Origin of the sequence: Pontibacter deserti, from assembly GCF_023630255.1 — a bacterium.
Taxonomy (GTDB): Bacteria; Bacteroidota; Bacteroidia; order Cytophagales; family Hymenobacteraceae; genus Pontibacter; species Pontibacter deserti.
This window is the reverse complement of sequence record NZ_JALPRS010000002.1, coordinates 270,507-284,361: the sequence shown is the minus strand read 5'-3', so window position 1 is coordinate 284,361 and position 13,855 is coordinate 270,507. Positions and strand designations below refer to the sequence as shown.

The 13,855-nt window shown below is 44.9% G+C and carries 12 protein-coding genes; all 12 read right to left on the bottom strand.

Annotation, left to right across the window (positions count from 1 at the left end; all coding sequences use genetic code 11):
• Positions 1–260: 260 nt before the first annotated feature.
• The 12 genes from amaB to dapF all read right to left on the bottom strand — a co-directional run bounded on the left by amaB (position 261) and on the right by dapF (position 13,838).
• The gene (gene amaB / locus MJ612_RS13285; RefSeq protein WP_187031415.1) at positions 261–1,838 is read right to left on the bottom strand and encodes an L-piperidine-6-carboxylate dehydrogenase; all 1,578 of its coding nucleotides are present in this window, start codon (positions 1,836–1,838) and stop codon (positions 261–263) included.
• Between the two features lie 161 nt (positions 1,839–1,999).
• Positions 2,000–3,514 (bottom strand): Do family serine endopeptidase, encoded by a 1,515-nt coding sequence (locus MJ612_RS13280; protein ID WP_187031417.1) that lies wholly within the window; start codon positions 3,512–3,514, stop codon positions 2,000–2,002.
• A gap of 168 nt (positions 3,515–3,682) precedes the next feature.
• The gene (locus MJ612_RS13275; RefSeq protein ID WP_187032523.1) at positions 3,683–4,198 is read right to left on the bottom strand and encodes an Hsp20/alpha crystallin family protein; all 516 of its coding nucleotides are present in this window, start codon (positions 4,196–4,198) and stop codon (positions 3,683–3,685) included.
• A gap of 154 nt (positions 4,199–4,352) precedes the next feature.
• Complete coding sequence (locus MJ612_RS13270; protein ID WP_187031419.1) at positions 4,353–5,147, bottom strand: hypothetical protein; 795 nt, start codon at positions 5,145–5,147, stop codon at positions 4,353–4,355.
• 25 nt (positions 5,148–5,172) lie between these two features.
• Positions 5,173–6,360, bottom strand: a complete 1,188-nt coding sequence (locus MJ612_RS13265) for a M20 metallopeptidase family protein (RefSeq protein WP_187031421.1) — start codon at positions 6,358–6,360, stop codon at positions 5,173–5,175.
• A 28-nt stretch (positions 6,361–6,388) separates the two neighbouring features.
• Positions 6,389–7,024 carry a hypothetical protein gene (locus MJ612_RS13260; RefSeq protein WP_187031423.1) on the bottom strand — a complete coding sequence of 212 codons (636 nt, stop codon included), beginning with the start codon at positions 7,022–7,024 and terminating at the stop codon, positions 6,389–6,391.
• 83 nt (positions 7,025–7,107) lie between these two features.
• Positions 7,108–7,611: a sporulation protein gene (locus MJ612_RS13255; protein WP_187031426.1), complete on the bottom strand. Its 504-nt coding sequence runs from the start codon at positions 7,609–7,611 to the stop codon at positions 7,108–7,110.
• Positions 7,595–8,260 carry a deoxyribose-phosphate aldolase gene (gene deoC, locus MJ612_RS13250; RefSeq protein WP_187031428.1) on the bottom strand — a complete coding sequence of 222 codons (666 nt, stop codon included), beginning with the start codon at positions 8,258–8,260 and terminating at the stop codon, positions 7,595–7,597. The genes MJ612_RS13255 and deoC overlap by 17 nt, the downstream gene beginning before the upstream one ends.
• A 111-nt stretch (positions 8,261–8,371) precedes the next feature.
• Complete coding sequence (gene secA / locus MJ612_RS13245; protein WP_187031430.1) at positions 8,372–11,743, bottom strand: preprotein translocase subunit SecA; 3,372 nt, start codon at positions 11,741–11,743, stop codon at positions 8,372–8,374.
• Between the two features lie 217 nt (positions 11,744–11,960).
• Positions 11,961–12,425 carry a GNAT family N-acetyltransferase gene (locus tag MJ612_RS13240; protein ID WP_187031432.1) on the bottom strand — a complete coding sequence of 155 codons (465 nt, stop codon included), beginning with the start codon at positions 12,423–12,425 and terminating at the stop codon, positions 11,961–11,963.
• A gap of 10 nt (positions 12,426–12,435) precedes the next feature.
• A complete protein-coding gene (locus tag MJ612_RS13235; RefSeq protein WP_187031434.1) occupies positions 12,436–12,960 on the bottom strand; it encodes a GNAT family N-acetyltransferase in 525 nt (174 codons plus the stop codon).
• A 101-nt stretch (positions 12,961–13,061) separates the two neighbouring features.
• Entirely contained in the window at positions 13,062–13,838 is a 777-nt protein-coding gene (gene dapF, locus MJ612_RS13230) for a diaminopimelate epimerase (RefSeq protein ID WP_187031436.1), read from the bottom strand.
• Between the last annotated feature and the right edge of the window lie 17 nt (positions 13,839–13,855).

Sequence of the window (13,855 nt, the reverse complement as noted above, 5' to 3'; positions counted from 1 at the left end):
AGCAATTACGTTTCTGTTACTTCACCACCGGCTTTGCCGTTTTCTCTTTTTCATCGCTCTCCTCCCTACTTCCACACTAAAGACAAGAGCGATCATGCAAGGTTGCATCAAGTTGCAAAATTTTTCCTGATTTTTTCTGTGGCTACCTGCCAGTAGCTGCTCTTCCCCATCGGCTAGCTATAGTTCACAAAAAAAGCCAGCCTTTATACAAGACTGGCTAAATTTTTAAAGCCTGAAATTCGTTACCAAAACTCCAGAGATTAATCCATTATATCAAACTTGATGCCTTGGGCCAGAGGTAGCTCACGGCTATAGTTGATCGTGTTGGTCTGGCGGCGCATGTAAATCTTCCAGGCATCGGACCCTGATTCGCGGCCACCCCCTGTTTCTTTTTCACCACCAAAAGCACCACCAATCTCAGCACCGGATGTACCAATGTTTACGTTAGCTATACCACAGTCAGAACCATAATGGCTTAGGAATGCCTCTGTTTCCAGCAGGTTAGTTGAGAAAATAGCAGAAGACAATCCCTGTTTTACCCCATTCTGTATATCAATAGCATTTTCGATATCACCGCTATACTTGATCAGGTATAAAATTGGGGCAAAGGTTTCTTCCTGTACCATTTCGTAATGGTTCTCAGCCTCTACTATGGCCGGCTTCACATAGGTTCCGGTCTCATAGCCATCACCAGATAATATCTCACCGCCTGTTAGTATATTTCCACCTTCCTGCCGCACATGTTCCAGCGCATTTGTGAAAGCAGTTACAGCATCTTTATCAATCAGTGGCCCTACCAGCGTAGTGCTATCGAGTGGATGACCGATAGGCAGGCTTGGGTATACTTTAAGCAGGCGCTCTTTTACCTGTTCGTAAATATTTTCATGGATGATCAGGCGGCGCGTGGAAGTACATCGTTGCCCGCAGGTTCCAACCGCCCCGAATACAATCGCGATCAGCGCCATATCCAGATCAGCGTTTTCGGTAAGTATAATTGCGTTATTACCGCCTAGCTCCAGTAAGGATTTACCTAAACGGGCACCAACCGCTTCACCAACCTTTTTACCCATACGCGTAGAGCCGGTTGCAGAAATCAAAGGAACTCGGGTATCATTTGCCATCAGGCTACCGATCTCTGCATCTCCGATGATTACGTTAAAAATACCTTCCGGCAGCTCGTTATCTGCTAACACATCTCTTATAATGTGCTGGCACGCTATTGCCGTTAATGGTGTCTTTTCTGATGGCTTCCAGATAATCACGTCGCCGCATACACCGGCCAGCATGGCATTCCAGCTCCAGACCGCCACCGGGAAGTTAAATGCAGAGATTACTCCAACAATGCCTAATGGATGATATTGCTCATACATGCGGTGCTGCGGGCGCTCTGAGTGCATAGTTAAGCCATGCAACTGGCGCGACAGCCCTACTGCGAAATCGCAGATATCGATCATTTCCTGTACTTCACCAAGGCCTTCCTGCAGAATTTTGCCCATTTCATAGCTAACCAGTTTACCCAGTGCCTCTTTATGCTGACGCAGCTTGTCGCCTATCTGGCGCACAATTTCGCCGCGCTTAGGGGATGGCATTTTACGCCATTCTTTAAAAGCTTCCTGGGCAGTTGCCACTACCTGGTCGTAATCTTCAGCAGTAGCCATGTTCACTGTAGCAATCAGGTTGCCATCAGCAGGCGAATGAATCTTGCGGGTTGCTCTGCCAGACTGCCCGCCCCAGTTAAGGCCGGTACTGTAAGAAGGATTAGTATCTTTTATACCTAGCTGCTTTAACACATTGTTTATATCCTGTATCAATGGCAGTTCATCTATGGTCTGTTTCATGAGTTTTATACTTTATGGTGTGAGCCCTGCAGTAGCAGCACGATTCGCGATATTGCCATTACAAGGGTTATAGTTATACTTTCGGATGTTTTACAAATCTAAAAAATAAAAAAGCTTCTGCAAGGCTGCAGAAGCTTTCTGTATGTATTGTTTATAGTTGATTAGCTTTTACCAATTGGATAATATGCTTTCAGTCCATCAGGGTAAACACCTTCGATGTAAACTACGCCACCTTCAAATCCTTTCAGGTGCTTCTGAACATCGGCTGGCTCATTAACGGAGTATTTATCTATTCTGGTTATGATAAAACCGTCTTTTATACCTGTTTCCCGGAATTTACTGTTACGAACTCCAGATATCTTGGCACCGCCATCTATACCTAGTTTATTCATTTCCTGTTTACTTACCGGCTCAAAAGTAGCCCCATCAAATGTTATTGCTTTCGCTACGGCACGTTTGGTTATCTCGGTGCTATAGTTGGTATTCTTCAGTGTTACATTAGCTGTTTTATCTTTACCACCTCGCAGGTATTCTACTTTAACCTTATCGCCTGGGCGGTAACGGGCAATCTGCTCCAGCAACTGCGATGATTTGTTTACAGATACACCATTGATCGCTGTAATAACATCACCTTCCTGTAAACCAGCCTCTTTAGCACCACTGTTCTCTGTAACACGGGCAATGTAAACACCATTCAGGCTTTTCAGGCCTTTCTCTTTTGCAAGCGCTGCATCAATTTCCTGGATGTTAGCACCAAGCAATGCGCGCTGCACTTCGCCATACTTCAGCAGGTCATCAACTACTTTACTAACTATAGCAGATGGCACAGCAAAAGAATAACCTGCAAATGAACCGGTCTGAGAAGCAATTGCAGTGTTTATACCTACCAGGTCACCATTTAAGTTTACCAGTGCACCACCGGAGTTACCAGGGTTTACAGCAGCATCTGTCTGGATAAATGATTCGATGGTCATATCACCTACCTGACCATTGCTACGCTGGCTTGCACTAAGTATGTTAATGTTACGTCCTTTGGCACTTACAATACCGGCAGTAACGGTAGAAGTCAGATTCATAGGGTTACCTACGGCAAGCACCCACTCACCTACCTGCAGCTCATCGGAGTTACCGTAACGGATAACAGGTAATTTATCGGCATTTATTTTAAGCAGGGCCAGGTCTGTATTCGGGTCTTTACCTACCAGGGTAGCTTCAAACTTGCGCTTGTCATCCAGCACAACTTCTATTTTATCTGCCCTGTCTATAACGTGGTTATTTGTTACAATATAGCCATTAGATGCAATGATCACACCTGAACCGGACCCCATTTGCGGGCCACGCGGTACACGCTCTCCAAAGCCATCGCCAAAGAACTCACGCAAAAACGGATCCATCGGGCTGTTGTACTGATCCGAGGAACGGATGCTATACTCTGTCATGACGTGTACTACGGCTGGCGTAGATACCTGCGCTGCTTTAACAAAGTTCAGTCCTTCGGGTACTGCGGTTGTGCTGCTACGCATATCACTGGTGTAGCGCACCGTCGGATACTGTTCCTGTTCCTGTGTGGATGTTTCCTGATTGTCGTTTTCCAGCAGCTTATAGCTACCTACCGCAACACCGCCACCCAATAAGGCTGAAAGCGTGAGGCCAACGATAAACTGTTTAGTCTTCATGTATAGAATAAGGTTATTAAGTTAATATATTATAAAGGCTATATTTAGAAGTATAACGCTATTATGTATACGTTAGTATGCTGCACATGGCGGAGCAACTAACCTAAGATATAAACAAACAAAAAAGAGGCCAAAATTTTTCAGCCTCTTTTTTGTTTGTTGCTTGCTTTAGGCCTCTACAATTTTGCCGTCTTCAGAAGCTTTTTCCTTTTTAGTTTTAACTGCTTTATTTTCTTTTGACTCTTCTTCAGACGATATGCTGATCTGGCGCTTCATGGTTTTCTGCTCATCTTTTGGTACTGTTACCAGCAGCATACCATTTTCCATTCTGGCCTTGATCTTATCAGGATTTACATTGTCAGGAAGATAGAAGGTGCGGTTAAAAGAACCATATTGTGTTTCCAGCATCTGGTAGCGTCTGCCGTCGCCTTCACGCTTCTCAAACTTACGCTCTCCTGAAATAGACAATCTGCCTTCCTGGAAATCAATAGAAACATCTTCTTTTCTAATACCTGGTAAAGCTACTTCAATTTCATAGCCGTTTTGCGTTTCGCAGGCATCTACATAAGGTGTAAAGCTGCTTAAGCCTTTGGTATTAACAGACTCATTAAAAAATCTGTCTAACATAGAACTGAACGATTGTGGCATGTTACCTTCCATGCCTGAATATCTGCTAAGTGCCATAGTTACCTCCTTTTTATAGTTCTGAAATCTGTTCACAACTATACTTCTGTAAAAACTATGCCACCCAAATTATCCTTATATTTCCTGAAATATTGTCATTAAGTATTAGTAGTATACTTCCTAAAGGACTGACGCTTTTGCAGTTGCAATAACATCAATAAGTAATACTGGCAGTTTCAGGTGTTCGGCCAAAGCTATACTTCAGTTCAAGGCCTATAACAGGAGTAATGCGGTTGCGCTTAGTAGTATAACCTTCTTTCAGTAACTGCCCGTCCTCATTGTACTCAGGTGGGATTAACACATAGTACCGGTCAGTCTGGCGCATAAAATATGGGGTAATGCGTAAGCTTTCGGTGAGTTCATATGTCAGGTTAAGACGCAGGCGGGTTAGGTCTACAACACGTTTTTCCTGGTTCTCATCTTCGTCTTTACCAAATTCAGATAAAAGCATGGCCTCGTAACTTATACCCGGTGTAATAAATTTGTTCTTTACTGGTAACCGTTTACCTAACTCCGCTGACAGGTTATAGCGACCAAAGTTTTCCCGACCTTCCTGCACTACATAATCAAAAAGCAGTTGCTTGTTAAAGTATAAGCCCGCCAGGTTACCATTGTGGCGCACAAACGGCGAAACGAAAAAGGACTTTGGGTAATCTTCTGCTGCAAAGCGTGTGATAAGCCCCCCTCGCCAGTGCTCCGAAAATGTATGCTCGTAGCCTAAACTTACTTCTATGCGCTCGAAACTGCTCAGTATGCCGGATTTCTTCAGGTCGTTGAAGCGGCTGTCGGTGTTAATGCGGTACTGGTTCTGTATAAACAATATACCTTCACCACTTAAATTGGCACTTAGTTGTAGCTCTGGCCATATAGCTGTTGGCGCCGATAGTTTACTTTGCGCCAATGCACATAGCGGTGAAATCAGCAACAGCAGGAAGTATAGTTTCTTCATAATAGATTAAAGTGTACCGGTATATTTAAGAATTCACTTCCTGCAAAGCGATAAAAGCCATCAGTCCTATACTTGTTTCCAGTGCTGTTTCGTCAATATCAAACGTAGGGGTATGTACTCCTGATGTGATGCCTCGTGCTTCATTTCTTGTACCTAAACGGTAAAAGCAAGCCGGAACTTCCTGAGAGTAATAAGCAAAGTCCTCAGCACCCATCCACAGGTCCAGGTCTACAACATTTTCTGCGCCTAAGTATAGCTCAGCTGCTGCGCGGGCCCTTCCGGTTAATTCAGGGTCGTTTTGCAGGAATGGATAACCATTTTTGATATCGATGTCGCAGCTACCACCCATACTTTCACAAAGGCCTTCAGCAAGCTTTTTAATTTTCTGGTGGGCTTCCCGACGCCATACTTCATTCATTGTCCGGAAAGTACCCTCGATCTTTACCTCGTTCGGGATAACATTGGTAGCGCCTTTGGCCTCTATCTTACCAAACGATAAAACAGTCGGAATTTTAGGGCTGGCATGGCGGCTCACGATTTGTTGTAAGGCAACTATAAGATGCGCAGAAATAAGCACCGGGTCGATGTTCATCTCAGGTAATGCCGCATGACCACCCTTTCCTTTTACCGTAATGTAGATCTCATCGGCACTGGCCATATACATACCTGTCTTAAAACCTACTTTACCTGCCGACAACAACGGGAACACATGCTGGCCAATTATACCTTCCGGAGCCGGATTCTGTAACACACCTTCTTTTATCATAATAGAAGCGCCACCCGGAAACTTCTCCTCGCCCGGCTGAAACACCAGTTTTATAGTTCCTTCAAACTTATCGCGCATTTCCTGAAGTATGCGGGCAGCTCCCAGCAATGAAGCTGTATGCACATCGTGCCCACAGGCATGCATCACACCCTGGTTCTTCGATCTATATTCTACTTCATTGGCCTCAACTATAGGCAAAGCATCCAGGTCGGCGCGTAGGGCTATAGTTTTCTTCTCCGGGTTACGGCCTTTTATCAATGCTACCAAACCAGTTTCGGCCATACTTTCCGAAGCAATACCGTACTGCTCCAGCGTCTGCTTTACATAGGCTGCTGTGTTATATTCTTCGAAGCTTAGCTCGGGATTTGCATGTATGTGGCGGCGCACCTGCACTGTTTCAGGAGCATATGCTTTCGCCAGCTCTTTTATTTTATCTGTTGTGTTCAAAATTTTAAGTAATTCAGAAGTATAGCGACTACTTCTCCGTTTTAATATTTCTACTTGTTATGTATGCTTGCAAGCTATAAAACCCAATGTTATCACTTCTCACTTCTTGCTGACATTTCTTTACTGTAATATCAACATCATTTTCGTCTACCATTTTGTGAGTGCTGTCAATCAAGGTATGATTAGTGTTATATAGCTTAACAATAATTTCCCTACTAACACCTTCTATAAGTACACCATCAGGACAATAAGTATTAAATGCGCTTACTATTCTTTCGTTGGCGTATGCATTCCCGTTGTTATCGAAGTAATAACTATAAACTATATCCCAATCTCCACTTTCGCTATAAGGTGATTCTGAAATTCTGATTATACTTCCTGATGCGTCTTTCAGAATATTATAAGTCACTTCAACTTCCTCAGGCCACTCCTCATTAACTACTTCTATTAACTTGTCATCTCCAGGTATCTTAACCAACACCAATATATCTTCAATCTTATTTTTGAATAGCGTATCGGTTTCCGCTTTCTGCTGATAAAGTTTCTTCTTTAACTCTTTATTATCCAGGCTAAGGTTAATTTCTTTAATCTGAACTTCGTTTACTTTCTGAGCACACGAAAAGACAGCAAGCGATAAAACCGTAAGTAGTAGTAGTGACTTCATAAGAAACTAAAGGTAGCAAAAATAAAAAACGTTGCGAACCAATGTGGCTGCAACGTTTAATTTATACTTTGCTATGGAATCTCTTACTTAATGTTGATCTGGTCCTGCACGATCTGGGCATTGGGGATCAGGTCAGAGATCTGGTTTAGTACCTGTTGTGCTTCTACCCTGTTAAAGAAATCTCCTACCTTTAACCTGAAATTTGGCTGATTGTATGTCAGGTAATCTTTTACTTCAGGAACGCGTCTCGCTATTGATTTGCGTAGGTTCATAACGGTCTGCCTCTCGGAGCCATTATATGCTAAAATACGGTAGCCCTGCGCATACTTGATGTTCTTGTTTACGCTGGCAACCGTATCCATTAGCACCGCTACTTTTCGGTTTACATGGTTTGTGGGCTCTATACGGGCAGCAGCGGCAGCTTCTTCTGTAGTGTTATACTTCGGGCGATAAACGCTCAGGTCCTCCACCACTTTATCTTTACCACCTGACTTAACAGTTTTATCTGTAGTACTAGCCGTTGACGAAGCACACGCCGAAGACAAAAGTATAACCAGCGAAAGTATAAGATTAATGATTCTGTTCATGGGTAACAATTTGAATACTAGCTGAGCAACCTAACCTGTCGGCGCCCGCCTTGATTAACGCCTGCGCATCTTCGAATGTTCGGATGCCGCCGGCAGCTTTAATTTTGATATGGGATGGCAATACGCGGCGCATCAGTTCCACATGCTCCACGGTAGCACCTTTAGCCGCAAATCCTGTTGAGGTTTTAACGTAATCCACACCGGCATTTGCACACAGTTCGCAGGCTTTTACAATTTCTTCTTCAGTAAGCCGGGCTGTCTCGATGATCACCTTAAGCTCGGCCTCTTTTAAATGGCAAAACTTAGCCAGATCACTCAGCTCGTTTTCTACGTCGCTATACTTCCCGGATTTAAAAGCGGAGATATTAATAACAACATCTATCTCTGTTGCGCCATCGGCAATGGCCTGGTGCGTTTCCAGGAACTTAACTTTGTGGTGCTGGTAACCCAACGGAAAACCAACTACGGTAGCCACTTTTACGCCAGTATCTGCTAAGCGCTCTTTTGAAAGCTGCACATAGCAGGGGGGTATACAAACGGCTGCAAAGTTATACTCACGGGCTTCATCGCACAGTTGCAATACCTGCGTTTCAGTGACGTCAGGCTTTAATATAGTGTGGTCTATGTAAGAAGCAAGGTTGCCTGCCATAGTTATTTAAAACAAAAGATGAAGGACATAAGATCAAAGACTTCATTTACGCCCATCACAATATATTTAAACATAAAGCAGCCACTAAGTTTAGTTAGTGGCTGCTTTGTTTTATTCTTCAATCAGTACACAGCGGTTGTGCAGCAGGTCGTCTTCTACAGTTTTATACTTAACGTCCTTCACTACACGGCCATCCATATATTGTACACTAACACGGTCGTTACGGCCAGCTACTTTTTGGGAGTGTACCGGCATCAGTTTTTCCGGTTCTGGAGCCGGCGTCGAAGTATGTCCTGACTGGTTTTCCAGAGAAGAGTGTACTTCCTGCTTCTGCTCTTTAAGTACAGGCGCTTTTGGTGCCTGCTGTGGACGTGGCTCGCGCACCTGCTCTGGCGCCTGAACCGGTATAAACGCGTGGAAAAGAAAAGCGATAGTTTCTTCGTTTACCTTACCGATCATGCGCTTAAACAACTCAAACGACTCAAACTTGTAGATCAATAATGGGTCTTTCTGTTCGTACACTGCGTTCTGCACACTTTGCTTCAGGTCGTCCATCTGGCGCAGGTGGTCTGTCCAGGCCTGGTCTATAGTTCCCAGCGTAATGATCTTCTCCATGGCACGAAGCAATTCCATACCATGCGTTTCATACGTTTTGGTCAGGTTTGCTACAGCAGCCAGCTGGCGTTTGCCATCTGTAAATGGTACAGCCACATTCTCAATCATCGGTCCACGGTTAGCATGGATGTCAGCAATGATCGGGTAGGCATGATCTGCAATCTGTTTGTTACGGGTCAGGTAATGGTTCAGTGCTTCGTTATATAAACGCTCTACCAGTTGGTTAGCCGGAGCAGTTTTAAACTCATCAGCTGTGATAGAAGCCTCGATACCAAACACACGCAGCACGTGCAGCTGGAAGTTTTCGTAATCGCTGATGTTTTTGTAGCTCACGATTACATCTTCGCTGATATCATAGATCATATTCCAGATATCCAGCTCTAGTCGCTCACCATATAGTGCGTTTCTGCGGCGCTTGTACACCACTTCACGCTGTGCGTTCATCACGTCATCATACTCCAGCAAACGCTTACGCTGACCGAAGTTGTTCTCTTCAACTTTCTTCTGCGCACGCTCAATAGAGCTTGTGATCATCGAGTGCTGAATTACTTCGCCTTCTTCCAGACCCATACGGTCCATCAGGCGGGCAATTCTGTCAGAGCCGAATAATCGCATCAGGTTATCTTCAAGAGACACGAAGAACTGAGAAGAACCCGGGTCACCCTGACGACCTGAACGGCCACGCAACTGGCGGTCTACGCGGCGAGACTCGTGGCGCTCTGTACCGATAATGGCCAGACCACCGGCAGCCTTCGCTTCTGGTGTAAGCTTAATGTCGGTACCACGGCCAGCCATGTTGGTAGCTATAGTTACCGTACCTGGCTTACCAGCTTCCGCTACAATTTCAGCTTCTTTCTGGTGTAGTTTCGCATTCAGTACCTGGTGCTTTATCTTGCGCAGCGTCAGCATACGGCTCAGCAACTCCGATATCTCTACTGAAGTTGTACCAACTAGTACCGGACGACCAGCTTCTGTTAAGGCTACAATCTCGTCGGCAACGGCATTATACTTCTCACGAACGGTTTTGTATACTTTGTCGTGCTCGTCTTTTCTTGATATCGGGCGGTTGGTAGGTATAACTACCACATCCAGTTTGTAGATGTCCCAGAACTCGCCTGCTTCTGTTTCGGCAGTACCCGTCATACCAGACAGTTTGTGGTACATACGGAAGTAGTTCTGTAGCGTAACTGTAGCGTAAGTTTGTGTGGCATCTTCTACCTTCACGTTCTCTTTCGCTTCAATGGCCTGGTGCAAACCGTCAGAGTAACGACGACCTTCCATTACACGGCCTGTCTGCTCATCTACAATCTTCACCTTGTTATCTGGGGTAACGATATACTCTGTATCCTTCTCGAACAAAGTATAAGCCTTCAGTAACTGGTTTATAGTATGGATACGCTTTGATTTCTCCTGGAAGTCTGCGATCAGGCGCTCTTTGGCATGCAGCAGGTCTTCGTGAGAAAGGGATTTATCGTTTTCCAGGTTAGCGATCTCAGTACCGATATCCGGCATGATGAAGAAGTTTGGATCTTCGCCCTGGCCTGTTATCAGGTCAATACCTTGTTCGGTCAGCTCAATCTGGTTGTGCTTTTCATCAATGGTAAAGTATAGCGGAGCATCAGCTTCCGGCATCTGGCGTGAGTTATCCTGCAGGTAGAAATTCTCTACTTTCTGCATGATGGCACGATTACCCGTCTCACTCAGGAACTTGATCAGGGGCTTGCTCTTAGGCAGACCACGGTAAGCACGGAACAAGGCTAAACCACCTTCTTTCTCGTTTCCTTCTTTAATGAGGCGTTTTGCTTCTGTGAGGAAGTTAGAAACCACTTTACGCTGAGCATCTACCAGCATCGAGATACGCGGCTTCAGGATATGGAATTCGTGCTCATCGCCGCGCGGTACCGGACCAGATATGATAAGTGGTGTACGGGCATCATCGATCAATACGGAGTCAACCTCATCCACCATCGCATAGTGGTGCTTGCGCTGTACTAAATCCTGTGGCTCGCGGCTCATGTTGTCGCGCAGGTAATCGAAGCCGAATTCGTTGTTTGTACCGTAAGTGATGTCTGCTTTGTAGGCGTTGCGACGCGATTCAGAGTTTGGCTGGTGCTTGTCGATACAATCGATTGTGATGCCATGGAATTCGAACAACGGTGCCATCCACTCAGAGTCACGGCGGGCAAGGTAGTCGTTAACGGTTACCACGTGCACACCACGCCCCGAAAGCGCATTCAGGTAAGCTGGCAGTGTTGCTACCAATGTTTTACCTTCACCTGTGGCCATTTCGGCAATTTTCCCTTGGTGCAGCACAATACCACCAATCAACTGCACATCATAATGCAGCATTTCCCAGGTTATTTCGTTGCCGGCTGCTTCCCATTTGTTCGCCCAAATGGCTTTATCGCCATCCAGTTGTACGTTTGGTTTGCGTGCAGCTAAGGCGCGGTCCATGTCGGTAGCGGTTACTACTAACTGGCCGATCTCTTTCCAGCGGCGGGCAGTTTCTTTAACTATAGCAAAACCAACAGGCAGTACTTCCATCAGCACTACTTCCAGGTCTTTGTTACGCTGCTTTTCTAACTCATCAATCTCAGAGAAGATGGCTTCTTTCTGCACAATGTTAAGCTCTGGCTCGTCGGCCACACGCTTGTGCAAGGCTGCAATCTTTTCATCAATAGACTTCAGGCGCTCATTAATAACACCTTTTATCTCTTCAGTCTTCTGGCGAAGCTGATCATCTGAAAGGCCTTTAAGTTTTGCGTACTCTTCGTTTATTTTGGATACGTAAGGAAGTACCTCTTTTATATCTCTGTCGGACTTGGTTCCGAATAATTTCGCAACGGTTTTACCGAAAAAATCAAACATCTGTGTCTGTTATGCTAAAATGAAATCTTCTGTTTGCAATATCGTCAAAAATAGGGGTTTTTCCGATATTTCTAATGTTCTGTACTAAAACAATACCATTTTAATTGCCACATAGGTTATCTGCCATATTTACCGATAAAGTATAGCGGTTTCTCTATTTATAGTTAAAAAGGCTAAATATCTCTGACAGAACAGGTAAGTTTTGTTTGTTGGATTGTTAAATTGATGATTGTTGTGATACTGAAGTTTTGGTTCTATACTTTCTGCGTTCCATTTCAAATCGGACCTCACCACTCTGTGTTATACCTGTTTGCTGCCAGCCTGCTTTGCGATAAAATGTTTCTGCTCTGGTTCCGGCTTCTGTTGATAGCCATAGTTTGTCAATGTTCTGATCAAAGCTCCAGTTCAGCATCAGGTCGTGCAGTTTTCTGCCTATGCCTTTTTTGTCATGATCAGGATCTACAAACAGCGCCCAGATATTGGCATCTGTAAGATCAACTATAGCAAAACCAACTATAATCCCGTCTAGTTCGCAAACCCAGCCAGCCCCATTTTCTTCCAGCATTTCACGGTAATCTTCAAGGGTAACCCGGTCAGGATTAGACAATACATTTTCTTTTACAGCCATCCGCACCCGCGACATGCCAGCAATATCGGCTATACTTGCCTGACGAAATACCATGTTATATTTTCTATTTATTGTTTAATAGCTGCTGCATTTCAACCACATCTTCCCAGCCATCCGAAGTTAAAAACCATTCTTTGCGCACTCCTACTTGTGTAAAGCCAGCCTTTATGAACAGATGTATACTTGGCAGATTGGTAGCGGTAACAGAACAATAAACCTGGTGCAGTTTCAGCGTATTCTGGCAGTAGTTCAGCAGTAATTCCAGCGCATCAGAGGCGTGGCCATTTCCACGGTGATCGGCTGTAATAACGATGCCTATACCTGCCCGGCGGTGCAAGGGGTCAAAATCATAAAGGTCGATGGCGCCGATCGGCTGACTTTTGCTGTTGCAGATAATAAGGCGCAGTTGCTTTACAGTATAAATATCGAGTGCGGCGTTCTCCAGGTACTGTTCCAGCACAAATTTAGAGTACGGCGTAAGCGTGTTCCCCACATGCCATACTGATGTATCATTTTCCAATGAATAAAGGAAATCTAAGTCAGCAGGCTCTAGGGCGCGCAGGTAGGTTTGATCTGTTTTCAGGAACACAGGTTTATAGGTTGTTATATAGTACAAGCTACATAAAAAAGAAAAGACTCCCAACATTTTATACTTGCTGAGAGTCTTGTTCTATAGTTGCGTTATGTTTTTTATACTGTTACTGCACCTGTAAATACCTGCTTTGCCGGACCGTTAAGGTAAATATACTTAAAGGTATCTTCGCCGGAGCGCTGGAAGGCAACTTCTAAGTTACCACCTAACACTTTTACTTTTACTGGACTTTGCATGCCTTCCATACCTGCTACCAGCGCCGCAGCCGTTACACCTGTTCCGCACGAAAGGGTTTCGTCTTCCACGCCGCGCTCGTAGGTGCGTACAAAAATTTCGTTCTCGCCTATCTTTTGCACAAAGTTTACGTTGGTACCTACTGCTGCAAAACGCTCGTTGTAACGGATTGCGCGGCCCTCTTTATAAACATCTATACGTTGCACGTCATCTACAAAACGGATATAATGCGGGGAGCCGGTATTAAGGTAGTAATCATCGCCGATTTTTTCTACACCCTGCACGTCGTTCATTTTCAGCTGTATCAGGTCGCGTTCTATACTTGCCTGGTGCTCGCCGTCAGCTGCAAGAAAGCAGGCTACGTCTTCTATCACGCCCAATTGTTTGGCAAAACGCACCGTGCAGCGCCCGCCGTTTCCGCACATAGAGCCTAAGCGGCCGTCGGCATTAAAATATACCATCTCAAAATCGTAGTCCGGGTGATCCTGCAGAAGTATAAGCCCGTCGGCGCCAATACCCACGCGGCGGTCGCAAAGGTGTTTTACCAACGCTTCATTCTCGGCAGGGAACGTCAGCTTCCGGTTATCGATCATTACGAAATCGTTGCCGGTGCCCTGGTATTTATAAAAACTGATTGCCATGTTTCTGAAACAATTAA